The organism is Candidatus Hecatella orcuttiae (assembly GCF_002009985.1).
Lineage (GTDB): Archaea > Thermoproteota > Bathyarchaeia > Hecatellales > Hecatellaceae > Hecatella > Hecatella orcuttiae.
On the sequence record NZ_MTLX02000005.1, the window covers coordinates 129,292 to 154,487 of the forward strand.

A 25,196-nucleotide genomic window follows, 5' to 3' on the forward strand; every position below is an offset into this window, starting at 1 on the left:
CAAATCTTTGAGAGCCGTAAAGTTTAGCCTGTAGTAAACACTTATTAATCAAGCATGCATATCAAACGTTAAAAGGCCTTCACAGATGGTTGATGATTTTCCCGGAGAGCCGACGGTTTCAAGAGCTTTTGTGGAGCGTTATCGAAGGCAATTGCGTTGGATGCTTGTAGGCGTTGTAGTTCTCTTCGCCATTTTGGCTGCCATGAGCGACGTAGTTTGGTTTTTCTTGAACATCATGGAATTCGGTGCCCTCTACCTACGCCCCATCTATTTCACCCTTATAGGCGGGCTGGTCCTTGCAGCTGTGGCCCTCGTTCGGGTGGACTTTCGAAACAGGAGGTCCCTTACATGGTGGGCTCTTAGGCTTCTCGTGAGAGTTCTGCGTCAACGGGGAGTCGTGGAGGGTGTTCCAGCCGACTATTTTGACTTTAAAACTTTTAGGATGACTCCCTTCAACTTCGCCGCTTGGCAGGCTACCAAGGCCATCTTGGGGATGCTGGTTTTCGGAAACCTTCTCTTCGGCCTGTCCATATATGCCATGGCTCAGGGGTGGAATCCCGGTCTCGGCCAAATTTGGGGAATCTTCAGTCTTCCCTTTGTTAACCCCCCTCCTGACCAAGCCTACGCGCAAGCAAAAGTTATTCCCCTCATGCCGGCTTTGACCCTTATTGTTACACCGATTCTCGGCGCCATAGGCGCCCGGCTTACCATCCTTGTCGGTGCAACGCAGATGGTTCGAGTTCTGATGCCGACGGCTGCTGAGCTAGGCGGGGAGACTCGGCAATGGGGATGGCGCATCGGCATTATTGAAGGCTTAATCGCTTTAGCTCTTTTCTGGGCGATGTTCAATTCCTTTTTTCCGTCTTTTATAGATTACAATACCAAGTATGCTATCGCCGGATTGGCGGCGGCTGGAACTCTTTTCGCCTTCTTCAGCTACCTAGATCTAGTTAAAGGAAAAGGGCTTTTCATTCTCGCGCGCCGCCGTATTCTCACCCGATTTGTAGCTGTGCTTTTGATAGTCCTCGTCGTAGGCTCAGTTATGGCTGTCAACAACAACATAGCCGACGCCAAAAAAGTCGAATGGCTCGGCCCTTACACAGCGCAGCAGATAGGGGTAAACCGTTACTTGGCGGAACTGGATGAGGTGAGGGAGATTCCTTACAATTTCAGCATCACCCCCATACCGAGAGAGGCCATCGATGCCTATGGGGCAGAGAATCAGAAGCTCTTAAGTAAAGTTCGCCTGTGGGATTGGGGAGCGGCTTTCGCTAAACTGAAGCCTGAGATAGGGCTCATCCCCTACGTGGACTACCAAGACTCCGATATCCTCCGTTTCAACGGAACCCTCTATTGGAGCGCCTCCATGAAGCCTATCCTACCTGAAACAGTTCGCCCCGGAGACAGGTGGTATGCGGAGCACCTAGTCTACACGCATGTGCCCGCAGGTTTTCTGATTTTGGATGCTCAAGAAGGTAGGATTGTTGATTCAGGCGACTTCTTCAAGCAGCGGAAAATCTACTACGGTGAAGGCGGTCTCTTCGAGGAGACATGGGCTGCTTATCCTGTGGACCGCGAGCGAAGCGATGAACTGTTAGGCCACTTTTATGATGGAGCTGGCGGCCTAGACCTTCCGCCGCCTTTGAGCTGGATTTTTGAATTAAACTTCCTTCTGGCTTTTGGGGATGAGACAGTTCACGTGATGAGGTACAAAGATGTTTTCGACAGAGTGAGTCTGCTGTTCCCCTATTTCCAGTATCAGTTTGAGGGGCGGCGGTTAGACATGCTGCCGGTAACCGATGGTGAGCGCACATATTATCTGATGCCGTTGATCGTGGCGCTCAATACAAAGGATGTGCCTTGGAGTGTCGGTAATCCTTTTATGAGGCTGGTCGGCTACGCCCTTGTGGACATCTACGATGGAAACATTCAGTTGCTCGTGTTGGGTGACGACTATTTCAGTGAGCTGTTTAAAACCGTCTACAGCGACCACGTCACCACCGAGGTGCCTGACTGGCTCATGTACCAGATGAGGTACCCTGAGGAGTTGTTTGAGTGGCGAGTTGGAATGTACAATTACTACCACGTTACCGACCCCGCTACCTTCATCGTGGCAAAGGAATTCTTCGAGGTACCTCAAGGATTGAACACCTACTATATCATAGCTCAACCTCCGGACTTCCAGCAGCCTGAGTACGTCGGCCTCCTATCTCTCGAACTTCGAGGTGCGCTAGGCCGCAACCTAGCCGGCTACATGATTGTCCGTAATGACTACGACCATTTCGGTGAGATGAACTTCTACGAGGTAGACATCAAGTCGCCGACGAAACTGCTCGGCCCAACGGCTGTGCTGGAGGCTTTGGAAAAAAATTCCGAATTTGCTCAGTTGAAAACTTTGCTACGGCAGCCGCGGATAGGGGACAATATCCTCTACAGGGTAGGGGAACATGACGTCTATTTCATCCCAGTTTACACGGCGGGCGCAGGAGGCGTTGTCACGGAACTCGGGGTGGTGGCTGCTGTGGGAGCTGCTTTCACAGGGGAATATTACGTGGGCCTTGGCTCCACTCCCGAAGAGGCTTTCAAAGCTTTTCTAATCCAGTTGACGGGTGTTCAAGGCGTTCAAGAGCCTGGTGTACCATCTGCTGAGGCAGAGCTAACCTTGAACGAGCTGATCCGGAAGGCGGACACGCATCTGGAAGCCTATTTAGAGCTTTGGGCGGAGGGTAAGTATCGGGAAGCTGGAGAGCGTTTCGAGCAGTTCCAAGATGTATGGCGGCAAATACTTGAACGTCTAAGTTAAATGCATTCTAAAGGTGGGGGAGGTGACCGTGCAAAGGAAGCCTCCGAATGAAGACCTCATCTCAGCGGCTATTCTCCTCCTAGGCCTCATCGTCATCGGCTTCCTCCTCATACTCATCATCCGCGTGCAAAGGGGGCTTCTGGGAATCGTTCTAGCCGGTTTAGCTGTCTTCCTCTTAGTCTACTGGTTAAGGGAGCTCCGGAAAACAGTGAAGGAAGAGTGGTTGGCCGTTCCCGTTCAACAACAGGTAGAATGGGCCTACGACCTTATTGACCGTGACTCAGAACTGATCCTCGTAGCCGAGGTGCCAGGGCCGGAAGACCAAGTTAAGGTTAAGCTGGAAGGGCGTGTGCTGGAAATAGCGGGCGGACATGGCTTTCACAAGCGGGTGAAGCTTCCCAGAAATGTGGAAAAACCGGAAACAACCTACAACTACGGTGTGCTTGAGGTTAGGCTTAAGAAAAAATAACACGGAAGCCTGGATTTTCAGTAAATTATCCTACCCTAGGGGAAGCCCACCCTAAAAGATTGGTTCTCCTAGGGCTGGCGCAGAAGGCGGTTCCGTCACAGGGCGCAGTGTTGAGCTTTTCGCAGGCTTCCCGGCAGGAGGCAAACCTCAGCCCGTGGGTGAGGATGAGGTCCCTGATTTTTGAAATCAGCCTAAATCTAACCTCTTCCGGGAGGTATCTGTAGCCTAAGATCGCCTTTCCTTGAGAGTAGAGCTTTCTCAGGTTATGGGCGAGCTGAGGGTCGACTGCCTCCAAGCTTGAGAAGAAGCCTCTGACAGGTTTAAGGCTTGAAACCGTAACTTGCTTAACGCCTACCTCCTTCAAGGCAGTGGTAAGTTGCTTCAGATCTTCTAGGCTGTCGTTGAGGCCGGGGATGAGAGGGTCTATCCGTGCGGTGGTGGCGATTCCTTCTTCTGCCAGCTTTTCCAAGGCCTTCAGCCTCCGGCTGGGAGGCGGCGCATGGGGCTCGATGGTCTTCGCCACCTCGTCTCTGATGGTTGTGACGGTTATGGAAACCACTGCCCCCGCCTGTTTGAGGAGGCGTGTATCCCTCAGAACAAGGTCGGACTTGGTTACGATGAGCAGAGGGAAACCATGGCCGGTTAGAGCCTCCACGCACTTTCTAGTTATGCGGTAGTCTTTTTCCGCAGGCTGGTAGGGGTCGGTGCAGTCGCTGAGCATTACAGACAGCTTAGGGCTGGTATGCTCCGCCATCCGTCCGATGGACGCTGGAAGGTTATGTCTAGGTTTAACGGGCCCTTGGAAGGATGGGAATTTCACCGCGTAACAGTAGAGACATCCGTGGGCGCAGCGTCCAAGATAAGGGTTCACATTGTATTTGGGAGGACAGGTACAGTAGGCTTGGAGGGGAGATTTAAACCGGCTGAGTTTCTGGGAAGTCAAAAACGTTCAACTCTCCTCGACGGCTTCCTGTTCCTCCTCAAGAAGCCTTTGCCTAGCTGCCTTGAAGGGCGGAGGCTTGTAGGGAGAGTCCAGCACGGTAGCTACTCGTTCCGCCCTTTTTCTTCCAAACCCTTCCACCGAAGAAAGCTCTAAGCTTGAAGCCTGAAAAAGCCTCCTAACTGTGCCGAATCTACGGAGCATCCTGTCAGCCAACTTGATGCCAATCCTTGGCAGCGAAGAGGCTACTGCCAGCTGGGCTTCGCCTAAGCTGGAAATTTTACGCCTTTCCCTGACCACGGGCTCTCGGGAGCTGGGGGCGGTCAGTTGCCGCGTTATGACGTAGAGCAGTTCCGCTGTTTGGTCTTCTTCTGCTGTGAAAAACAAATGGCCTCCGAAGCGGAGGGAAAGGGAGGCCAAAGCGCCCCAGAGGGCGCGGGGATTCGGGAAGCTTTCCAAGGCGACGTGAAAGTCTCCCTCCACTACGAAAATGGGCTCCTGATAGGCTTCAGCCAGCCTTTGAGCTTGGTTGAAAAGTCTGCCTGAGAAAAGGGAGCTGAAGAAGTCGTGGGTTTTCTTTCTTTCCACAGCGTAGATGTCTGAAAGCACATAGTCTCCCACGGACAGGTTTCGGTAGACCAAGTGGACTCCGAGACTTTCCAGCCGGAAGGGCACCCCGGAGGCTTTTTCTCTGTAGTCGGCTACTATCTTAATCTCCGTCAACCCGTTTCATTCTCCGGATAAAATGAGAGGACAGCTCAGTCAAAGTTTGAGAAAGCCCAGTTAGTTAAAAAACCTTCCCTCTAAAAGAAATTGTAAGGTGCCCGCTTCAATTTATTCGATGAAATCGCTGACCTTAGGCGGCTCAGGGGGCAGTCCTTTCCGTTTTCTGATGTTCCTGATAATCTGCCCTATGAGCGAAGATGGCACGTTTTCCCACCTGGAGAATTCTGTTCCCCAGAAGGCTCTTCCCGCCGTGGAGCCCCTCATGGCTTCGGAGAGGTCGAAGGTTTCGGAGGCAGGGATCTCGCCCACCACGTACATCAAATATTCTTTCTGCTCCATGGATAGGATCCGCCCTCTTCTCCCAGCAATGATCTTCGTAACGTTTCCTACATGTTCGGAGGGAACCTTCACCGTGACTTTGAGAATGGGCTCGAGGAGCACGGGATCGGCGGAAAGGAAGCTGGCGTAGAGCGACCTCCGAGTGGCAGGCATGATCTGGGCTGGGCCTGTGTGAACAGGGTCCTCGTGGATTTGGGCGTCTTGAAGGCTGACTTTGACGCCTCGAACGATCTCATGGGCGATGGGGCCTTCCTCCATAGTCCAGTTGAAGGCTGAGATGATGGAGTCTTTAACCACATCCAGCCTTTGAATTCCCTTGGTCACATCGGTTAGGATGTTTCCGTGCTCATCCACTCTCCAAACGCCCTTAGCCTCATCGGGGTCCCAGCCTAGGTCCCGGAGGGTTTTAGCCATTCTATGTTTGTCGGTGTAGTCGGAGATTTCCCCCTTCTTTATCAGCTCTATGACCTCCGTTTGCAAGGGTTCCACTTGGACGAAGATCCTGTTATGCTTGTTGGGGGACTTACCCTCGTAAACCTGCCCTTTCTCCCTCACACTTTCCCTGTAGAGAATGATGGGCTGAGAGGTGATGATGTCCAAGCCGGCTTTCTGAATCCATGTGGTAGCAATTTCCAAATGAAGCTGCCCCATGCCTGAGATCAGATACTCACCGGTCTCCTCATTTATCTTGGTCACCAAGTTAGGGTCTTCGATGGAGAGTTTTCTCAGAAAATCCACCAGCCGAGGCAGATCTTTGCTGTGCTTAGGCTCCACAGCCACTGTTACCACAGGCTCACTTATGTATTGAAGCCCCTCGAAGGGTACTACATCCTTAAACGTGGAGACAGTTTCCCCAGCCTTAGCCTTCTCCAACCCCAAAAGGGCGGGGATGTTTCCACAGGGAAGACTGCCCACCACCTCCCGGAATTGCCCCATGTAGATACAGACCTGCTGAATCCGGTAGTCAGATTTGGCCCCTACCAAGTGAACCACGTCGCCGGTGTTGAGGACTCCTGAGAAAAGCCTCCCAGTGGCCACGACCCCCGCTTGGGGGTCTACCACCACGTTGGTGACGCACATCACGGCTGGGCCGTCTCTGTCGCAGTTAATCATAGCCTGCCCTACTTCACTGTCAGGGTCGCCTTTCCAGATTTTAGGTATCCGGTACTTCTGCGCTACGTGGGGGAGGGGAACGTGGTTTATGAGCATGGGGAGCACAGCCTCGTGGAGGGGGGCTATCTTAACAAGTTCTCCAACCCTCTCCTGCTGATAATATTCTACAATGTCTGAAAACTTGATGCCCCTCTCCTGCACCATCTGAAGGGTCAGCCCCCAACGGTCCTTAGCCGAGCCGAAAGCAATGTTCCCCGCTGCTAGATTCACCTTCCACCGGTCCTTATACTCAGGTTCAGCGTAGATTTCAATGAGATTGTTGAAGTCTCGAATAATTCTAGTAAGCTTCTCCTGCACCTGCGCAGGGGTAAGCCTTAACTCTTTAATGAGGCGGTCTATCTTGTTGATGAAGAGAATCGGCCTAACTCTTTCTTCCAGAGACTGTCTTGTTACCGTTTCGGTTTGAACCATGACTTCCTCCACGGCGTCCACTACCACCATGCAGCCATCGATAGCCCTCAGCGACCTAGTCACTCTCCCCGTAAAGTCCACATGCCCCGGGGTGTCGATGAGGTTGATGACATATGGTCTGTCTCCAATTTCATAATAGAGGCTGATGTTAGCGGCTTTAATGGTCATCTGCCTCTTCTGTTCCTCTTCTAAGTAGTCAAGGGCTAAAGCCTGCCCAGCTACCGAGGGGGAAAGCAGACCGGCTGCGGAGAGGAGGGAGTCGGTGAGGGTGGTTTTCCCATGGTCCACGTGGGCGATGATGCCGGCGTTCCTCACCTGTTCTAGGTTTTGGACTATCTTGGTGATTTCCCCTGTGGTCTTGAACTTAGGCAACTTCCAGTAACCTTCTGTCAGCGTTACGGCTATCACATAACGTCGAATTTTAAAAAGTTGTTGTTCGCTTTCCGGAAACCCCGTTTAAGCTTGCTTTCACTCGATAGTGGCATGCCTTGCCCTTAGGTCTTTCTCAGTCTTACCCAGTCTGCGCATCAACACCGTCACAAGGCTGTCTAAGAACACGGTGGAGGCTACTTCGAAAACCGTGCCCAAGGGGGCTAAGGGCTCATGAACTCCCAAGATCTGTCTTGAAAAGTAGTCGCGGTCCTTCGCCAGTTTCGTTCTTCCCCGAACGATCACGGTATGATCCGCTTGCTTCCCTAGCGGGGAGTTGCGGTGCGAGGTGATGGCCACTATCTTGGCTCCCACCTTCTTGGCTATTCTGGCCGCTGTAACTATCACCGTCGTTGTCCCTGAACCTGATATGGCGAGGAGGATGTCGTCTCTCTCAACTGCAGGGGTTATGGTTTCGCCGACGACGTGAACGTTGAAATTCAGGTGCATAAGTCTCATGGCGAAGGCTCTCCCCACCAAGCCGCTTCGCCCAGCCCCTATGACCATGATCTTTTTATCGCTTCTTTTAGCTTCGATGAGAAGGTCGATAAGTTTGTTGACTTCCTCTAGATCCAGTTTGCTTACAGTCAGCGAAATAGACCGGAGGATCTCATCTATTACGGTTTTAAGTTCCTCCAACCCGCATCATCTTCAAGGAAGACTGTAGCCTTTGGGGAGATTAAGCTTATGAGTCACCGAACTACCAGCACAGGGCACGAAGCCCACCTTATCACCCTTTCAACCGTGCTACCTAAGAGGATTCTTTTGATCCCGGTGAGGCCTCGGGTTCCCATCACGATAAGGTCGACTTTCGCCTCGTCCGCCAAGTCCAGTATGGTCTCAGTGGGCACTCCTTCGCGGATAAATTCCTCCACCTCCACGTCCTCGGTTTGAGCCTTTTCAACGATCTTTTTAACGGCTTCGGAGCCTAAGGCTTTCAGGTGCTCTAAGGCTTTTTCCCTATCCTCAGGCTTAAAGCCGGCAAGCGCGTGGCTGTCCACCACGTGGAGTATGATGAGCTTGGAGCCGAAGATTCTGGCTAGGTTTATGCCGTGCTCCGCAGCCTTAAAGGAACCTTGAGAGCCGTCGGTTGGGATGAGGATGCTCCTGTACATGGCTTACAGCCTCCTTTTAGTGGTCGGGTTTTGAGTTTAAATTAGTTTCTATGTCTTCTAAAAAAGGAGGTTCAGAACCCGCCGGCTCAGCCGACGATTGTAGGGATCTTTACATAAATCCGCGTAAAAACGATGAAAAATAGGGCTAAAACCGCGAGTCCTAAGGCCGCTAGGTCGGTTCTCCTGAATTTTAAGCTATACAGGCTTGTCCTCTGTTTTTTCACCCCGTAGCCTCTAGACTCCATGGCTTCAGCCAGTTCCATGCTTCTTCTCAGAGAATTGGCAACCAAAGGAATTAGGATGGGCAAATAGTTTTTCGCTCTTCGAAGAAGGTTACGGCCTTCTAGCTCAAGGCCTCTGGAACGCTGCGCGTCGGCTATGGACCTAGCTTCAGCGGCCAAGACGGGAACAAACCTCATGGCCATGGTCAAGGCGAAACTCACGTCAAAAGGGATGCGGGCTTTCTGGACAGCTAGGCTGAAATCATCCGGAGCTGTGGTGAGGAAGAAGATGGAGAAGGAGGAAATCAGAATTAAGAACCTCAAAGCCATGGCTATGGAGAAATCCAAAGGCCTGCCTGTTACGCCGACGACGGAAAAGAAAAAGTTTAAAGCAAAAATGACGGCGGCGAAGACGGAGGCTCCTTTCAAGACGGTTAGCCATTCCTTAGTTATCCTACCCACGACGGTTAGAGGCAGCATGGAAGCCAAAATCACCAGCAGGGGAAGAGTCTTACCTAAAACCAACGCTCCGACCACGTTCACGCAGGCGAGGAAGAATTTCACCCTAGGGTCTAACCTGTGGAGGAGGGTGAAGCCTTTTTTGAACTTAAAGCTTTTATAATGTATCATCAACCTCGCTTAAGCCTCCGGAGGTTTTCCATCAGCAATTCGCTTGCTTCCTCCACCCCGAAAACAGCCTTGGGGAAACCCAAGCGCGAGAGAGGGTCGAAGACCTCGACCAGTTGGGGGAGGGTCAGTGCGCCTTTCTTAATCAGCTCCCTGTCGGTCAGAACCTCTTCCACCGGGCCTGAGGCGATAACCCTGCCTGCTGCCATTAGTAGAATTTTGCAGCTGCATTCGGCCACAAATTCCACATCGTGGGTGACGACCACCACAGTTCTGCCCTCTCGGCTTATTTCTGACAAAAACTTTCTGAGGTTTGATTTCTGCTCGTAATCTTGGCCGATGGTAGGTTCGTCTATGATCAAATACTTCGGATCCCAAGCGAGGACGCTGGCTAGGGCGACTCTTTTCTTTTCCCCGCCGCTGAGAGTGAGAGGGGAAGCCTGCCTGTACTCTTCCAAGCTGAGAAGCCTCAGCACTTGGTCGGTTCTCTCCTCAATTTCCGCCCGGTTGAAGCCGAAGTTTTTCAAGGCGAAGGCTATTTCATCCTCCACGGTTTCGCTGAAAAGCTGGTGATCTGGGTTTTGGAAGACAAGGCCTACTTTTCTTGAAAGTTCCGCCACCGTCGCGCTTCCTGTATCCACGTCGTCGACCAAAACCCTTCCTTGGGTCGGCTTTAAGAGGCCGTTGAAATGTTTTATCAAGGTTGTTTTCCCAGCGCCGTTCTCCCCCATGACAGCTAGGAAATCCCCCTCCCTGACTTCAAGGGTGACATCCTTGAGCACTTCCACGCCCGGCAGATAGGAGAAAGAAACTTTCTCCAGCCGAATCACCGGTTCAACGCCTCCATGAGCTTGGCTGAAAACTCCTCAGGAGAGAGGGAAACAGGCGGAGGGATGAGGTTTTTTTCAGCCAGCAGCCTATGAAGCTCGGCAACCTTTGGAATTCCTATTCCCCTCAGCTTTTCAGCCGCTCCGCTTAGAATTTCTCGAGGGTCTCCGTCCGCTAAGATGCCGCCCTTCTCCATAACCACCATCCGGCTGGCGTGTTTAAGGGCCATTTCTAGGCGGTGTTCCACCATCAGAACAGTGATGCCTAATTCTCGGTTGAGCTTGGCGACGGTTTCCATGATGCTCTTAGCTGAAGCAGGGTCGAGGAAGGAAGTAGGCTCGTCGAACACCATCACAGAGGGCCTCATCGCCAAAACGCAGGCTATAGCTGCCTTCTGCTGTTCCCCCCCTGAAAGCTCATGGGGAGCTGAATCTTTCAACTTCCCAATGCCCACAGCCTCCAAGGCCCAGTCAATCCTCCGACGAATTTCGGCGGGAGGAAGACCTAAATTTTCCAGCCCGAAGGCTACATCCCTCTCCACCGTAAGGGAGAAAAGCTGGTTTTCGGGATTCTGAAAAACTAAACCCACATGCTGCGCCAGCTCCCGGGTGGGGTGGCTGAGAACGTCCAGCTGTGCCACCTGAATTTTTCCGCTGAGGTCTCCTCCGTAAAAGTGAGGTATAAGCCCGTTGAGACATCGGCATAAAGTCGTCTTCCCGCAGCCTGAAGGCCCGGCTAAGACGACGAATTCCCCTTTCCGAATTTGCAGATTCACATCTTTAAGCGCCGGCTTCCCAGCTTCAGGATAGGTGTAGACCAGCTCTTCGATTTCTATCATGACTGCAGCCGAACCTAGGTCTCCAGTGATCCATTAAAACGTAGCTACCATAAAATGTTAACCAACCTGGGCTTTGATGAGTTTAACCGCCTCAAAGAGAATCTGGTTTAGGTCTCCTTGGCAGTTGACACCGGCCGACGTGGGGTGTCCTCCCCCCGTCCCTGAGAAAACCTCCCCCACCATCATCGCCACATCCCTCCCCAAGTGTATGCCGGTTTCCTCGTAGAAGTCGGGAGTTGACCTGAGGCTAACTCTAACTTGGCCCTTTTTCTCTCCCCCAACCACCGCCACATGGCATCCTAACGTGAGAAGCCCTCGGGCTGCTGAAGCCTGATGAGAGTTCACATTGGAAACCGCCAGCAACCATTCGTTCAATTTGTGAATTTGAAGCCGCTCCGCCGCCTTTAACCTTGCAATTCTCTCCGACCGGGACATGGGTTTATACATGGCTGCGAGAGCTTTTTCGACATGAATACCCTTACCCACCAGCTCCGCCAAAATTCGGAAAGTCTGGGCTGTAGCATAGCGGAAAGCCTTTGTTTCATAGGCTATTCCGAAGAAGAGCCCCAAGGCCTCCTTCTTGGAAAGACGGAGGCCAGCTTGGCGGCAGAGTCTGTAGACTATTTCGCATGCGGATTTGGCTTTTCCGTCGACCAGCATGAGAGAAGCCAGCTTCCTTGTGTTGGGATGAACGGTGTGGTGATCCACCAAAATTAGGGGTTTTCCGCTGCGCTCCACCTTCGCTCCCCATTCATCCAACTGCCCCATGGTGCTCGTATCCACGAGAACTAGAAGATCCGCTTCCTTCAACTTGGGAAAATCAACTAACTTAACTGGCACATGTTTCATCAAAAGCTTGGACATGTCGCTGGGGCCTTGGACAGCGAAAATATCAGCGCGAAGTCCCGGCCTAAGCCTCCTTAAAAGCTTTGAAAAAACGAAGGAAGCAAACAAGGCATCAGGGTCAGCGTTATGGTGGCATAAGATGAGAGCTCTTTGAAAAAATTTTCTTCTTAAAAAGATCTTTAAAACCTTAAGCCGCAATACCTTTTGCTTAGCTAAGAAGGAAAACATCTACCCTACCCTGAGGCTAAAGCTTGTTCTACAACGTAGCAGGCTTGTAGTTTCCTTGAGTCAACTGGGTGGAGCTGTTTTCAGCCTTGTTTGAAGCTGCTGTTGGACTTCTCTTAGTTTCTCCCGGGTTTTTTCTTCCTGTTTACCGAGGACGTTAGCCCGGACATTGAGAAGCTCCTTTTTCTCCGTGAGGTCTTTCGTGATCGACGACTTGTCTTTTTTGACAAGGATGGAGCCTATGGACTTGTAAACGGAGGCATCGTCAGACATGGACTGCAGCTCTTCCAAAGCTCGATTGGTGTCGGTGAGCTCCATCTCCACCTGCTGTTTTTGGGCGACGATAACCTGCAAAGTCTGCTGAAGCTGCTGCAGCCTTGCCAGTTGTTCTTGGAGGTTTGCGGGAAGCTCGGAAGTTTCTTCTCCCATCAACTACCACTTATCCCTTCATCCAACACTCTATGACAGTTAAATAAGATTTACTCTTTAATAACATTTAGCAGCCGGCTTCTGTTAAACTGTTCTCCCTTAAACGTCTTGGAGTGGAAACCTCATCCAAGACGGCGATGATGCTGTTCAGCTGCGAGAACCACCGGCAAAAAGAGTTCACAGCAGCTCTGAGAGAGGTTATCCCGGAGGCATGAAAATCCATCACAAGGAGCTTCCCCCTAACTTTAACCTTCACCCTAGACCTAGCGCTTGGGGTTGTCCCTGTTTCAGGCTTCAACGCCTCATAGATCACCCTAGCTTTTCTTTCGCTGGGAAGACTGACAGTTATGAGAACCCCGGCTTTACTCAAGCATCTTCTCTCCCATTTTCAAAATTGTTAACAGTATCGCCCCATTCGATCCCGCGCAGGGATATAAAGGGGCCGATCTCCTTGAATCCGTTGATGGATGAGTAAAAAGTAATCCCGCGTAGGAAAGTTTTCTCCTCCAACAGCTTCATGTAAGCCCAGTTATTTTTTAATCCTTCTCCAGGAGAGAGGGGGACCGCTCCGAAGATTTTACTTAACACGTGTGCAAGTTTCTGCCCTTCTGGGGTGGAAGCCTTGAAAACTCCCAATCTACTGATTCTCTTTCTAGACTTTCTCCACGTTATGTCGAATTCTCTTTGCAGCCGTACTCCTTTAATGTAGAGGACCGGTGGAATCTGAGTCAGCGTCCCCCCTTCGGTTTTGTAGAAATCTATTCTCCCAGGGCCTCCCGCCCATCTGCCTAGGATCATTACGTACTTCACACCCATCTCCTCAGCTGTTTCCGCCAATCCTGAAAGACTCATCTTACCCCTGTTCACTCTATATGAGCGAGGGGACACTGTGTGAAGGTCCCTCATCAGAGTTCTCATGGATCTGGTGGGTTCTCTTGAGCTGGTGATCAGCAGATGATAAGATGAACCCCTTACATATGTGAAGGTATCCATGTTCAGTCACTGAATGTCAACGCCGAAAACTTTTGGGAAGCCCCAGTCAAAACAGTTCTTTTTCTCGAAGTCTTTGCTGGAGCTTTCCCCTCACCTTGATCCCTTGCACAACTTCTTCAGGCTGAGTTTCAAAGCGAGAAGTGGTCCTTTTAAAAGTTAATCCGCAGAACCCGTTGGACAGAAGTTTGTTTCTAACACAGAGGGCGTATTTGCAGCTGGCTCCTTCACAGAGGTCGTCTGCAAATCTGCAGTAGACGTTGCCAGACCTGTACTGGATCGCTTTTTGGCCGCATTTGAACAGATCGCAGGTGGGGGAGCATTTTTTAGCTTCATTCAAACCTAAAAACCTCCAACTGAAAACTCGGAAAGAACAATCGAAGCCTTCAGAGATCTGCTGAAAAATAGTTGGAAATCTTGATATTTTAACATTTTGGTCTTTCCCGGTTGAGGACGCCTCTTGGTTTGAAAGGAAGTTTTTAAACGGATGAAATAGTAGCTGGGAATGTCAGACTTTTAAAGACTTTTAATGATCGAGGATTTTGCAGAGCTACGGAAAACTTATAAAGACTTTGGAAGAATCAGCCTAAACGTAAAAGCTTACTTTGGGATTGGCGTTGCTGCGCACTATGCGGATGGCGAGGATCGAGGTAGTAGCACCAGCGGATAAAACCGATTTCATAATTCGAGATGTAGGAAGACTCGGCATCGCCCATTTCATCAACATCACCCAAACTAAAAAGAGAAAATACGAGGAGTTAACTGAAGAATTCAGGCATACTTCTAGGGAAGACCTTCTGCTGCAGCTTTCAAACCGTATACATAACACCATGAAAAAGCTTACCAGCGCACCTTACCCCAAGCCTCTCCCAGTCGGAAAGGACGTAGACGAGGTTTTAAAGAAGATAGAAGGCGAAATAGCCTGTCTCGAGCTGGAATGGGCTAAAATCGACAACCTTATGAAAGAAGTGACGGAGGAGAAAGCTTCCCTAGAAAAGGATCTAACCCAGTTCTACGAGGAGCTGGAGGCCGTTAAAAAACAGCTGGAAGAATTCGGTGTTAGCGTCCACCATCTCCAAGCATTGAAAAAGGAGAGTCTGGCTGACCGGGACAAGATAAGACGCCTGCATGAGCGGCTGTTGGAGGCTCAAAAAGCCTTAGCCCTGTTAGAGATGGCGGCAAAGCTGAGCGCACCTCATGAAAAACTTCCCAACGATGAAGCTGAACTTAAAAAGCTTAGAGAAGAGCTCCGGAAAGCTCTTGAACTCCACAGGCGGGTTGAAGAAAGCCTTCCCGCAGCCAAGGGAGAGATGGATAGAATCGAAGAGATCCTCCAAGGGACTAAGGAAGCTGTTGAAAAGAAAATCGAAGCAGTTGAAAAATTTAGGGAGGTTCAAGCTGAAGTAAGTCAACTTAAAAAGCTGGTAGAAGAGCTTGAGGCTTTAAACCCCGAAGCATTGGCGTTGACGGGAGAGGCTTTCACGCGGGTTCTCAGGGAGACAGTGGAGGTTCTTGATGTTCTCAAAGACATGCACCTAGGTTCCCTCGGCATTGAGGATACCATGCAGAAGGTGTCGAAAATCTCCTACGAAGTTCTGAAGAGCTACGAGGTTTTAGAGAACGCTGAAAAGTTTCTTTCTCTTCAAACTGTGAAAAACCTGATAGACCATGTTAAGGAAGCTGAATCCGCTGAGGTGGAGGGCCTGCTAGAGAAGGCTAGGGAACTGCTTGAAAGTACATCCATGAAGCATCTAGGAATCTTGGAGAAAGCCTTGGAGATCCGTCACCTCGAACATCGAATTGATAGGCTTTCGCAGGAGCCGGCTAGGTTGTTAGAGCGGCTGGAAGAGGTGGCTAAAGGAGCCTCAGTCATTCATGCCTACAGGGAGATTGTGGACATTGAGCTGAGAATCGAGGAGCTTAAGCAGAATTTCAGGAGAACAGGGAAAACCGCTGTGTTCGAGGTTTGGGTTAAAAACGTGGACAGGGAAAAAGCCTTAGAAGCCATCAGAAGAAGCTGCCCTGAAGCCGTGGTCAACGTAACTGGAGAGGAGCTGGGAGACAAACCTCCCACCTTCATGAAAAACCCCCGGATAGCCGCTTGCTATGAGAAGCTTGTGGCAGCCTTCGGCCTTCCTAACTATCATGAAATCGATCCCACGATTATCACGCTGTTCTCTTTCCCCATCATCTTCGGCTTGATGTTCGGGGACATGGGGCAGGGGCTAATTCTCATCGTCGGAGGTCTTCTCATAAAAAAGGTGTTCGACAGGTTCAAGCTTTCAGGGGACCTATGGGACCCCATCTATCAGGGGAGATTCCTCATAATCAGCTGCGGGATCACAGCCACCTTTTTCGGCTTCCTCTACGGCGAGTTCTTCGGTCCCACCACCGCCGGCCATGAATATGAGTGGTATACCATGCTCACCGGGTTGAAGGAAGGCCCTTGGTTCAGCCCCATCGACCCCCACAAAGGAGGGCCTGTCATGCTGCTGAAGGTAGCCTTAGTGGTGGGCATGATTCACATATCCTTTGGAATAATCCTCGACATCATCAACAAGCTTTCCCGGAGGGAGTTTAGAAAGAGTCTCGCTCCAGTTTCATGGCTTTGGTTCTACCTCAGCCTCAGCTACCTGATGCTGTCGGTGTTGTTCTTCGGCCAGAGGATTGAAAACATTCTGCTTGATCTTCAGAATATTGTTCCCTTCTTCGTCGTGCCTTTCATAGGAATGTTCGTTCTTCACAGGTTCTCGGAAAGCGCCATGGACGCCTTCTCCGAAATGGTGAGCAAAGCCATCGAGTCCATTTCTAACACCTTTTCCTACGGCCGAATTCTAGCCTTAGGCATCGCCCACGCGGTGTTCAGCGAAATCGCCCTCATAGGCTCTGGGGCGATGTTCTGGCCTGTGTTCATCATGGTCACAATCTTCATGATAATAGCCTTGGAGGGGATCATAACCTTCGCCCACACCCTGAGGCTTCACTGGGTAGAATGGTTCAGCAAATACTACAAGGGGGATGGAGTGCCTTTTGAAGGATTCATCATCCAAAGAAGATTCACAGCGCCGGCATAGGTTTCTCAGCCTAAAGCCGGCTGAGCTCCGAGGTTACTCCATAAAGAGGGTTTTACTCTTCGGCCTCATCCCTCCTGCTTTCGTCCTCGCCGGGCTCTTTCTCGGCCTTTGGATTTTCACCGCTCTAGAGTTTTCCCTGTTTTACAAGCTGGTTTTCACCGTTGGCACCACTTTTGCAGGCTTCGCCTTGGGGACTTTCGTGATAGTTAAGCTTACGGATAAAATCGTCAAATTTGCCAGGGTTGGAAAAGAATGAAGTCAGTCTACCTATACGGAACTTTAAGCCCTAGGATTAGGGCGAGGAAGTCTTTTCTGCTGGTGAAGGGCGACTACGACGCCCTCTTGGGTGCTGAAAACGTGCAAGCTGTCCTGAGAAGGCTGGAGGGAACAGCCTACCGCCATCAAGTAGCTTCCCTTCTTCTAGAAGAATTCAATCTGAGCAAAGCTGAAGAAAGTCTCATGGAAGCCTATCGGAGGGAGATAGACTTCATCGCCTCCCACCTGAAAACCCGGGAGGCTGCTGACTTCTTTTCTCAGCTCAGCCGCATACAGGAATTAAAATGTCTCGCAGACATTTTGAAGGCGATCTTTCTGGAGCTGCCTTGGGATGAAGCCTCCAGCTACATTCACCCCTATGGAAGGCTGGGGGCCGCGCAGTGCAAAGCTTTGGTCGACGGGAAAAATCTTAAACAGGTTTTAAGCCTCATCTGGGAAAGGCCTTTGGCTTTGGAGGTTGAGAGGCTGGTCAAGGAGGTTGAGGATGTCTCAAGGCGGGGGCTGGAGGTGGAGATCACTGTAACAAGGTACGGGATGATGGAAGCTTGGAAGAAGTTGAACGAGGTGAAAGGGAAGGATAGATTCAGCCTTAAGCTTATGGGCTTCGTCTTGGACGCTGCGAACATCATGGCAGTGTTGAGGATGAAAAAACTAGGTTTCAAACCTGAAGAAATCGGGTGGAACCTCATTTCCGCGTATTACAGGATCTCTCGGGAGGGGTTGGAGAAGGCTTCAGCCGCCCCCACAGAGAAGGAAGCTGTAAAGGTTTTCGCATCCGGCTACTACGTAAACCAGCTTTCACCTCTCCTGAGCGCCTACGAGGTTAAAGGAGACCTGTCTATCTTTGAAACAGTCTTCAAACGTTTCCATGCCGGTGAATGTGAACGGGTTTTCATTTCACCTTTTTTCCACCTCGGAGAGGTTTTGGCTTATCTTTATCTGAAGCTTTATGAGGTTCAGGACCTCATCGCCATCCTCATCGCCAAACAGGAAGGGCTCCCCGCTGAGAAGACTAAGCCTCATCTCGTCCTCCACCAGCCGCCCTATCCGCTTTGATTCGGAGCCTCTCCTACCAAAAGAGTTTTAAATTCAATGAATTAATCTTGAACATCCCACATAGGGCAGGTGAAGCGGATGAGTTTCCACCTAAGAACAGCGCCGGTAACCGTTCTGCTGATAGCAATGGCGGCAGCCATGCTGGTAGCTTTTGCCTCCGCGCAAGAGACCCCCGAAGCGGTTGAAGCTGTGAAAACCATCGACTTAGGGCTGATGGCCATAGGCGCAGGCATAGCCATCGCCGTTCCCGGCCTTGGAGCGGCCCTAGGCTTATCGATGGCAGTATCCGCCATCGCAGCCGCAGGGGCAGAGAGGCCTGAGATCATCGGAAGGTTCTTCATCTTCGTAGTCTTCATCGAAGCTATAGCCATTTACGCTCTCATTGTAGCCATATTCATCATTTTGATGCTTCCAGCAGCTTGAAAAATTCCAACATAGTGTCGAAAGAAGACAGGCAGAACCCTTAGATATCTTTAGTTCCCTAGCTTAAAAAAGAGACGAGCGCCGAAGAACAATGTTGATGCTTTTTTATGTTTAAAAATAGTTTGCAGAAGATGTTTTATCGGAGACAACACTTGTTCTTGAACAGCTTAGCATAAGAAGCTGAAGTTGCAGATAAAGAGAATTTATTCAATTTTCACCATTCAGCTGGTGTTTGTCTTTCTGCTTTAACTATCTCACCTGATTAATTGGAGTGCTTTAGCTAGTTTATATCTTTGCCTTAACCTCATGATTTCGGCCTGAGCTTTTCTTTTGGCATGGAAAAGTTTTGGCTTAATGAGCGGCAGACGACGCCATCTCTCCAGTTTCGGAAGGTTTTTAGCCGATTCATATTCTGTTAAAAGCGACATGCTCTCGGATGAGATTGAAGCGTATTCAATAAATCTGGGGTATCTTTCTTTCACCCATGATAAGCCCATTCCGCTTAAGGGGCTTTTATATAGTTGTGCGCCGCGGATGATCTCTTCTCTTATCTGAAAGTCTGATTTCTCCCCCTCTTTCCGTGCCAAATTACTTCACTGTGAAGTACGTTGGATTAAATGAATTAATAAATTTTACCTTGGCGAACGTTGAATTTGCTGCATTTACTCACAAAGCCTACTGGGGCAGCTGTTAAAAAAAACTTAATCTGAAAACTTCGCAAGAAAGTTGGGGGAATTTGGTGAAACTGGTGTAGGCTGGCAAAAATACTAGAAACTTGGCGAATATTTTCTATCTAAGAAAAATCATGAAGCTTGTCAGAAGGATTTTTGAGATAAACCTAAAACTCCAAGGTCGTTTTAAAGTCGAACTGCCCAACTTTAGAATCAAAGGGAAAAACAGTCTAGACTGGTAGTCTGTGTCCCCGTATCTTTCAATTTCCCTCCGAAGCTTTTCCTCTTCGGCTAAGAAACGGAAGATGCAGTCCAATTCTTGGTCTGAAAATTCATCCAGCATTCTGCGCATTTTGGATGTAAAGTTCAGCTCTCTTCCGAAGGCTTTTTCACAGACTACCGCGTAGTGGTTCGACATCTGCAGCCAAGATAACCCTCCAGCGAGGATTTGAGCTGCTGCTTCCCCCGCAGCCTTTCCAGCTTTTAACCCAAAGTAAATACCCCCTCCTGAGGTGGATTTGTTATGGCCAGCGGCTCCCCCTGCCAGCATCAGGTTGCCTCGGCAGCACTCCTTAACCGGGCCGTGGAGGGGGATTTCTCCTCCTTGAACGTGTTTCACTTTCCCCCTCCGGGTTTTCTTGGAAAGAACCGGATGGCTTCGGAGCGCCTTTTCTAGGCAGCTTCGGGCAGGAGTCTTCCAGAGGTCTCCCCGCACACAGAGGCCTACCCGGGCTCGCCCTGTATCCAAAGGGACTATCCAGCCGAAGAAGCCGGGAAACATCCTCCTCCCAAAATAGAGTTCCACCGCATCTACTTCGTTGAAGTCCACTCCCTCCATCTCATACTGGATTCCCTTCAGGCGGGGAAGCTGGCAGGGAAGACCTACCCTCTCCGCTAAGAGGGGCGTGGAGCCCTCAGCGTCGACTACTACCCTAGCTTCAACATACCTGATGTGGTCATGCTTGACCTTGAGAAGGCAGTTCGGTTTGCCTAAGCCTTCTAAACCGTAGGCTTTAGCCTCAAGCAATAGCTCTGCTCCTGCGTCTAAGGCTCTCTCAGCGAGTTTTCTGTCCAGTTTCTCCCTGTCGACGATGTGAAATTCGCCCCTGTCCTTGAAGAGGGAGAACTGCAGGTTGCTGGGAGAGTAGAAGAAGGCGCCCCTCACGGTGTTCAGCACGCAGTCCCGGGGGAGGTTAAACTCTTGAAAGGCTCTGGCTGTAATCTTGCCTGTGCAGTGGGCCGGCCGCCCTATTTGGGAGTGCTCCTCCAGCAGCAAGGTTTTCAAGCCTGCTTTAGCCGCTGTGTAGGCGGCTGTGGAGCCCGTGGGACCAGCGCCAACTACCACAACGTCGTAGGTCAACCCAGCTCCTTCCGGCTATTTTTCGAAGGCTCAAAACTATTTATGGGTAAACATAATTTTTAAAGGCTGAAGCTAGAGCCGACTGCGAGGGTCTCCGGTTTTGAAACTTCTGGTCAGCGTTGTTGACAAGGCGGAAGCCTTGGAGGCTGCGAAGGGTGGAGCCCACATCGTCGATGTGAAAAACCCTGAGGAGGGCGCCTTGGGAGCCAATTTTCCTTGGATAATCCGCCAAGTTAGGAAGTCGATCCTCAGCCAGGTTGAGGTAAGCGCAACCCTAGGAGACCTACCCTACCTGCCGGGAACAGCCTCCCTCGCCGCCTTGGGCGCAGCGGCTTCCGGAGCCAATTACGTGAAGGCAGGCCTCTACGGGGTTAAAACCGTGGAGGAAGCCGTCAAGCTTCTCACAGGGGTGAGAAAGGCCTTGGAAGGCTTGAAGCCCAAGGTTCAAACCATTGCAGCCGGCTACGCTGACTACGAGACTTGGGGCTGCTTGAGCCCTTGGAAGCTACCCCTCGCCGCCTACAAGGCGGAGGTAGACGGGCTGATGGTCGACGTGAAAAGAAAAAACCTCCAAAACCTCTTCGATCACGTTCACCTAGGAGAGTTAAAACTTTTCGTCCAGGAAGCCCACACCTACGGGTTAAAGGTTGCCTTAGCAGGGGGCCTAACCGCCGAAAACCTAGAAGCCCTCCGGGATACAAGCGTGGACATCGTCGGCGTCCGTAGGTCCGTTCTTTCAGCCGCCGGAAGGGTGGACAGAGAAAAAGTGAGCCGGATGCTTGAAGCTACAAGTTTCCCAGAGCGCTGATGCAAACCCCTCGTTCAGGGAAACTCTAATCCGGTACTATTTCCGAACAGAGAACCGAGCGGCCCTCCAAAATTCTCCGCATTCGCTCAGGCTTCCGACCGTTGACCACGAAGCAAGTCAGCTTCCCTTCAGCCAAAAGCCTCGGAAGCTCAGCGTCGACGCAACTCCACCTCCGCCGGACTTGAAGCTCGCCTACGGTGAGCTGAGGAATGAGCTTGCCGCCGCCTTTCTTCGGGTCTTGGGTGAAAATTCCGTCCACATCCTTGAGAAGGAGAAGTTTATCCGCCTTTAGGCGGAGGGCTAGGAAGGCGGCGATGGAGTCGGAGGTTACATCCCAAGAAGCCCTCAGAAGCCTAGAGGCCGCTGTAAACCGAGAGGGGAGAAAAATCGGAAGGCCGCATCTCCCAAGCAAGATTTCCACCTCCTCCAATCTGCTCACAGTATGAGAGGCGGGTATGAAGCTGTGAAGGAGAAGGCCGAACTGGTCCATGGCCAAGACAGCCATCCGGTGGGCTGTCTGAGGCGGAAGGCTGAATTTTCGGTCCAGCGCCCTCACAGCATCCGCTAGAGGGCCTCCCCCCGGGACGATGAGCAGTCGATGCCGATGGGACAGCCGGCTGAGGGTTTTGCAAAGCTTCTTCAAGGCCTGAGGATACTCAGTTAGGCTGCCTCCCACCTTCACCACGGCTTCCACCATCTAAACTTCCCCTCCTCCTCCGCCGTAACGCTCCGCCGCCATCAACGCCGCTGCCCCTGCGGGAGCTGTCTTCGATATAGCAAGGCCTGTAAGCTCGTCAAGGTTGACAACTTGGCGAAAACCAGCCTTTAATGCCGCTTTCCGAGCTAAAAATTCAGCCCCTAGGCCTGCGGTCACCACGGGTATGCGGTTCTTATCCAAAGCAGGGAGGGCTGCGGCTTCAAAAACTTGGTTCAAGGCCTCTGCTATCTGGTTCACCTGTTCCCCTGCGACAAACTGGGCTATTTCCTCAACCTCCGTCTCCCCCAGCATGCTCAAATCTGCGCAGACAACCCTCGCCAGCCTGGCTGAGGCTTCAGACTTGGTGACTCCTCTCCCATCGCTGGTTTCCACGGTGTACTCCTCCTCTTTCAGGTTGCCGAGGATTAGGTGGACGTCGCCGGTGGTGGCGAAGAGCTCCGAGGAAACCCTCACTCTCCCACCGCCCAGAGGAATAGACTTGACCACCGCGGCGACGTTGGTCCTGAGGGCACCTGTGTAAACCAACTCCCCGCAGCCCAGCTTTTCCAAATCGGTTTTACCCCGCGCAGCAGTCTTGCTTGCGAGAACGGGGATGATGCTGGTGGTGGTGCTGCCCACGTCTACCACGAGGCCGTTGCTCAGGTAGCGGGCGACCAGCCATCCTGTGGCAGCCCAGTTGGCTGAAGCCACCCGGAGGGGGCTGAGCTTGGCTTCCTCAGGGGAGATCAGGCTTCCTTCCACGTCCACGATGCCTAAGGGTGAATCGCCGAAGGCTTCCCCCACGCAGGATATGATATAAGCTACGCCTTCTCCCTTGGTCTGAAAAACATCGGAGAGTTCCGCCGTCATGGTAACGCCTACGCCGTCCCAGCTGCCCGAGGGGGAACCTGCCATCCGTCTTCCCAGTCCCCTGAGAAGAGGGAGAAGACGGTCTTTGCCCTGCTTCCAAATGGGGAAATACTGGACATCTGTCCGGAGTTTTTTCTCTCCCCCCTCAACTTTTTGTAGGCAGGCTGCTTTAACGTTCGCTCCGCCTACGTCCAACCCCAAGGTTTTTATCATGATCCTATTGGTGGATGCTCAGCCTTGAAAATCTTATCCAAAACCCTGCGGAGCCTCTGAGAAGCCTCAGAAAAGGTAGAGCCGTGGGCGACTAAGTATCCCTCTCTGGCCTCCGGCTGCCAGCGGGGCGGGAGGAAAAACTCCGCGCTTCCTCTGACCCTAGTTTGAGGCAGTTGAACCTTCTTGTAGACAGCGCTGCCCTTGGAGAAGATTTTCTCGGGAAGCCTTCCATGGAAGGCTGAGCCTAGAAGGAGGGCGGCTGGGTTTTCCTCTAGGATTTTCCTCACCCCTAGGTAGGATGCAGTCAGCCGAAGGTTGATGTCCACCACCACCGGCCCGTGGGGAGTTAAGACCAAGTCAACTCCCACATAACCCCGCAGAGGCGCTAGGGCCCTTGCAGCCTTCACAGCCTCCTTTAAAGCAGCCTCTTTCAAGGGTGGAGCGTAAGGGGTGAAGCCGCCTAGGTAGTGGGAAGCTGAAGATGGTCTTCCCAAGGTTATCCACTGCTTGTTGAGGCTGAGGGGTTTCAGGTCCTTTCCGCTACAGAGGAGACTAACGCTGGCTGAGGCGCCCTTGAGGTATTCCTGAACTAGGAGCAGAGAGGCATGGGCCTCCTTTACCGTTTTCTCCAAGGCTGAAGCCACGTCTTCCTTCCGGTGAATTAGGCTGAGTCCGGTGCACCCTGCTTCTTGGTCAGGTTTGACTACGGCTGGGAAACCCACAGCCTCCACTGCTTTCTCTAAGCCTTTGCAGCCGTCTTGAACCTTCGCCTTCACGGTTTTGGGAACTTTCACTCCCGCTTTTCTCAAAACCTCGTATACGGCCGACTTCCTCTGAAATTTTTTAACCGTTCCCGAAGGGCAGTTGAGGGACTGGCAGCCCCCTTCCTCCATCGTTTCCACAGCTTCACCTAAGGCGTTTCGAGTTTCAGGAGCTATGACCAAGGCGGCGTCAGCGGCAGCTGAAAGCTTTCGGACGGCAAAGTTTAACTCTTGGGGCGACTGGATGAAAACCGCTTCGTCGACGCGGAGGAGGGAACGGGCGGTTTTCAGCCTCCGGTCTAGGGTAACGGCTACTTGGCAGCCTAAACTTTTGAGGTCGGATATGAAAGCTTTGAACATTCCATAGCCGTCGCAGAGAATCTCCGATGGTATGACTTCCCCGGCAAACCCTCCCCCGGCTGCGTATTCGAACACAAAAACCTTCACGGCTTATGATGCCCCAAGTTGACGTTTGCGGCCTCTGGAATGTTTAGGAAATCTTGGAGTTTAACCTTTTATTTTTTAACCCGCCTCCTGAGAGTCTTTCTTACACTGGGAATTTCTAGGGTAAAAGTCATATGAAACAGTATAGACTTTATTTAGATGAGCAATGTTGCTTGACTTCGAAAAAGGCGAAAGAGTTGCGAAAACGTCCGTCGGCATATTCGCCGTTATCGGAACGGTGGAACTGATTTTCGGGATCCAGTCGGGCAGCATTGCTTTAACAGCGGACAGCGCCCACACCTTCACCGATGCGCTTGTTTCCGCCATCACCTTTTTCGGGCTCAGAACCTCCCGACGCCCACCCGGAGGGAGATTTCATTTCGGCTACCATAAGGTTGAGACGTTTTCCGCCGTGCTATCCGCCCTGATAATGGTTGCTGTAGGTGTGCTTATCGTCTATAGGTCCTTTCTAGAGCTGAGGGCTCCTGAGCCTCTGACTGCTCATTTCCCTGCCATGGCCACGGCGTTGGGAGCCTCAACGGTTTTCCTTTTGCTCGGCCTCAACAAGAGGAAGACAGCGAAGAGGATTAACTCTAAATCTCTGAGCTTCGACGCCTTCAACACCTTGAAGAGCTCCGCAGCCTCGTTCTCAGCTTTCCTAGGCATCAGTCTCTCCTACCTGGGTTTTTTCCGGATAGACGCCGTCGCCGGCCTTGTCATCGGCGGTTTCATTTTTGCCGTCGCTTATATTACGATAAAAGAATCCTCTCTCATTCTGCTGGATGCATGTGCGTGCAGCGTCGACACCTTGGAAACGGCTAGGAGACTGGTGGAAAGCGTGGAAGGCGTTAAGAAAGCTGAGGACATCCGGCTGAGAAGCGCAGGTCCCTTCATCATGGGTGATGTGGTGATAAAAGTTGACGGGAAAACAACCGTCCAAGAGCTTGAGGACATCAACGCCAAAATCGAGGATTCGGTCAGAAGCTATATTCCAAACCTTCTAAAGCTGATAATTCAACCCAAACCCTATGAGGAGGATGGACAGTCCTAAGCACGAATGTACAAAACCGCCGGCATTCAGCCTTCAGGTGGAAAGGCTTAGATATGGTTGCACTCCCCTCTAATGGGGGATGA

Annotated in this window: 26 protein-coding genes; 8 read left to right on the plus strand and 18 right to left on the minus strand. The window is 51.4% G+C overall.

Annotated elements, in window-relative coordinates; all coding sequences use genetic code 11:
- Positions 1–85: 85 nt before the first annotated feature.
- Both BWM17_RS03505 and BWM17_RS03510 read left to right on the plus strand, forming a co-directional pair.
- Positions 86–2,803, plus strand: coding sequence for a UPF0182 family protein (locus BWM17_RS03505; RefSeq protein WP_309492538.1), 2,718 nt, complete (start codon positions 86–88; stop codon positions 2,801–2,803).
- Positions 2,804–2,816: 13 nt separating this feature from the next.
- Positions 2,817–3,272 carry an Hsp20/alpha crystallin family protein gene (locus BWM17_RS03510; protein WP_309492539.1) on the plus strand — a complete coding sequence of 152 codons (456 nt, stop codon included), beginning with the start codon at positions 2,817–2,819 and terminating at the stop codon, positions 3,270–3,272.
- 25 nt (positions 3,273–3,297) lie between these two features.
- On the opposite strand, the gene BWM17_RS03515 is transcribed toward BWM17_RS03510, so the two are convergent.
- From BWM17_RS03515 to BWM17_RS03575, 13 genes are all read right to left on the minus strand, one after another.
- On the minus strand, positions 3,298–4,215 hold the full coding sequence (locus BWM17_RS03515) for an SPL family radical SAM protein (RefSeq protein WP_309492540.1): 918 nt from the start codon (positions 4,213–4,215) through the stop codon (positions 3,298–3,300).
- Between the two features lie 6 nt (positions 4,216–4,221).
- The gene (locus BWM17_RS03520; RefSeq protein ID WP_309492541.1) at positions 4,222–4,935 is read right to left on the minus strand and encodes an ERCC4 domain-containing protein; all 714 of its coding nucleotides are present in this window, start codon (positions 4,933–4,935) and stop codon (positions 4,222–4,224) included.
- Positions 4,936–5,046: 111 nt separating this feature from the next.
- Entirely contained in the window at positions 5,047–7,233 is a 2,187-nt protein-coding gene (locus tag BWM17_RS03525) for an elongation factor EF-2 (protein ID WP_309492542.1), read from the minus strand.
- 96 nt (positions 7,234–7,329) lie between these two features.
- A complete protein-coding gene (hxlB, locus tag BWM17_RS03530; protein WP_309492543.1) occupies positions 7,330–7,929 on the minus strand; it encodes a 6-phospho-3-hexuloisomerase in 600 nt (199 codons plus the stop codon).
- A gap of 53 nt (positions 7,930–7,982) precedes the next feature.
- Positions 7,983–8,405 carry a universal stress protein gene (locus BWM17_RS03535; RefSeq protein WP_309492544.1) on the minus strand — a complete coding sequence of 141 codons (423 nt, stop codon included), beginning with the start codon at positions 8,403–8,405 and terminating at the stop codon, positions 7,983–7,985.
- Positions 8,406–8,491: 86 nt separating this feature from the next.
- On the minus strand, positions 8,492–9,256 hold the full coding sequence (locus tag BWM17_RS03540; protein WP_309493717.1) for an energy-coupling factor transporter transmembrane component T: 765 nt from the start codon (positions 9,254–9,256) through the stop codon (positions 8,492–8,494).
- Positions 9,256–10,083 (minus strand): energy-coupling factor ABC transporter ATP-binding protein, encoded by an 828-nt coding sequence (locus BWM17_RS03545; protein ID WP_309492545.1) that lies wholly within the window; start codon positions 10,081–10,083, stop codon positions 9,256–9,258. The genes BWM17_RS03540 and BWM17_RS03545 overlap by 1 nt, the downstream gene beginning before the upstream one ends.
- Positions 10,080–10,919 (minus strand): energy-coupling factor ABC transporter ATP-binding protein, encoded by an 840-nt coding sequence (locus BWM17_RS03550; protein ID WP_309492546.1) that lies wholly within the window; start codon positions 10,917–10,919, stop codon positions 10,080–10,082. Before BWM17_RS03550 ends, BWM17_RS03545 begins: the two co-directional genes overlap by 4 nt.
- A 57-nt stretch (positions 10,920–10,976) precedes the next feature.
- The gene (locus tag BWM17_RS03555; RefSeq protein WP_309492547.1) at positions 10,977–11,993 is read right to left on the minus strand and encodes a DHH family phosphoesterase; all 1,017 of its coding nucleotides are present in this window, start codon (positions 11,991–11,993) and stop codon (positions 10,977–10,979) included.
- Between the two features lie 60 nt (positions 11,994–12,053).
- Positions 12,054–12,419 carry a prefoldin subunit beta gene (locus BWM17_RS03560; protein WP_309492549.1) on the minus strand — a complete coding sequence of 122 codons (366 nt, stop codon included), beginning with the start codon at positions 12,417–12,419 and terminating at the stop codon, positions 12,054–12,056.
- Between the two features lie 67 nt (positions 12,420–12,486).
- Positions 12,487–12,789, minus strand: coding sequence for a KEOPS complex subunit Pcc1 (locus BWM17_RS03565; protein WP_309492550.1), 303 nt, complete (start codon positions 12,787–12,789; stop codon positions 12,487–12,489).
- Entirely contained in the window at positions 12,786–13,307 is a 522-nt protein-coding gene (locus tag BWM17_RS03570) for a hypothetical protein (protein ID WP_309492551.1), read from the minus strand. Before BWM17_RS03570 ends, BWM17_RS03565 begins: the two co-directional genes overlap by 4 nt.
- Before the next feature lie 151 nt (positions 13,308–13,458).
- Positions 13,459–13,749: a hypothetical protein gene (locus tag BWM17_RS03575; protein ID WP_309492552.1), complete on the minus strand. Its 291-nt coding sequence runs from the start codon at positions 13,747–13,749 to the stop codon at positions 13,459–13,461.
- A gap of 265 nt (positions 13,750–14,014) precedes the next feature.
- Between BWM17_RS03575 and BWM17_RS03580 the strand changes: the two genes are divergently transcribed.
- The 4 genes from BWM17_RS03580 to BWM17_RS03595 all read left to right on the plus strand — a co-directional run bounded on the left by BWM17_RS03580 (position 14,015) and on the right by BWM17_RS03595 (position 18,238).
- Positions 14,015–16,483, plus strand: a complete 2,469-nt coding sequence (locus BWM17_RS03580; RefSeq protein WP_309492553.1) for a V-type ATPase 116kDa subunit family protein — start codon at positions 14,015–14,017, stop codon at positions 16,481–16,483.
- Positions 16,440–16,739, plus strand: a complete 300-nt coding sequence (locus BWM17_RS03585) for a hypothetical protein (protein ID WP_309492554.1) — start codon at positions 16,440–16,442, stop codon at positions 16,737–16,739. The genes BWM17_RS03580 and BWM17_RS03585 overlap by 44 nt, the downstream gene beginning before the upstream one ends.
- Positions 16,736–17,815, plus strand: coding sequence for a V-type ATPase subunit (locus BWM17_RS03590; protein WP_309492555.1), 1,080 nt, complete (start codon positions 16,736–16,738; stop codon positions 17,813–17,815). The genes BWM17_RS03585 and BWM17_RS03590 overlap by 4 nt, the downstream gene beginning before the upstream one ends.
- A gap of 78 nt (positions 17,816–17,893) precedes the next feature.
- On the plus strand, positions 17,894–18,238 hold the full coding sequence (locus tag BWM17_RS03595; RefSeq protein WP_309492556.1) for an ATP synthase subunit C: 345 nt from the start codon (positions 17,894–17,896) through the stop codon (positions 18,236–18,238).
- 254 nt (positions 18,239–18,492) lie between these two features.
- Here the strand turns inward: BWM17_RS03595 and BWM17_RS03600 are convergent, their stop codons facing one another.
- Together BWM17_RS03600 and BWM17_RS03605 are read right to left on the minus strand one after the other, a co-directional pair.
- On the minus strand, positions 18,493–18,825 hold the full coding sequence (locus tag BWM17_RS03600; RefSeq protein ID WP_309492557.1) for a hypothetical protein: 333 nt from the start codon (positions 18,823–18,825) through the stop codon (positions 18,493–18,495).
- Between the two features lie 202 nt (positions 18,826–19,027).
- A complete protein-coding gene (locus BWM17_RS03605) occupies positions 19,028–20,269 on the minus strand; it encodes an NAD(P)/FAD-dependent oxidoreductase (RefSeq protein WP_309492558.1) in 1,242 nt (413 codons plus the stop codon).
- Positions 20,270–20,369: 100 nt separating this feature from the next.
- On the opposite strand from BWM17_RS03605, the gene BWM17_RS03610 reads away from it, so the two are divergent.
- Complete coding sequence (locus BWM17_RS03610) at positions 20,370–21,077, plus strand: (5-formylfuran-3-yl)methyl phosphate synthase (RefSeq protein WP_309492559.1); 708 nt, start codon at positions 20,370–20,372, stop codon at positions 21,075–21,077.
- Between the two features lie 25 nt (positions 21,078–21,102).
- On the opposite strand, the gene BWM17_RS03615 is transcribed toward BWM17_RS03610, so the two are convergent.
- The 3 genes from BWM17_RS03615 to BWM17_RS03625 are packed head-to-tail and all read right to left on the minus strand — an operon-like array spanning position 21,103 to position 24,065.
- A complete protein-coding gene (locus BWM17_RS03615) occupies positions 21,103–21,774 on the minus strand; it encodes a hypothetical protein (RefSeq protein ID WP_309492560.1) in 672 nt (223 codons plus the stop codon).
- Entirely contained in the window at positions 21,775–22,857 is a 1,083-nt protein-coding gene (locus BWM17_RS03620; protein ID WP_309492561.1) for a hydantoinase/oxoprolinase family protein, read from the minus strand. It lies immediately after the preceding gene.
- On the minus strand, positions 22,854–24,065 hold the full coding sequence (locus BWM17_RS03625) for an ATP-grasp domain-containing protein (RefSeq protein WP_309492562.1): 1,212 nt from the start codon (positions 24,063–24,065) through the stop codon (positions 22,854–22,856). Before BWM17_RS03625 ends, BWM17_RS03620 begins: the two co-directional genes overlap by 4 nt.
- Positions 24,066–24,231: 166 nt before the next feature.
- On the opposite strand from BWM17_RS03625, the gene BWM17_RS03630 reads away from it, so the two are divergent.
- A complete protein-coding gene (locus tag BWM17_RS03630; protein ID WP_309492563.1) occupies positions 24,232–25,113 on the plus strand; it encodes a cation diffusion facilitator family transporter in 882 nt (293 codons plus the stop codon).
- The last annotated feature ends 83 nt before the right edge of the window (positions 25,114–25,196 follow it).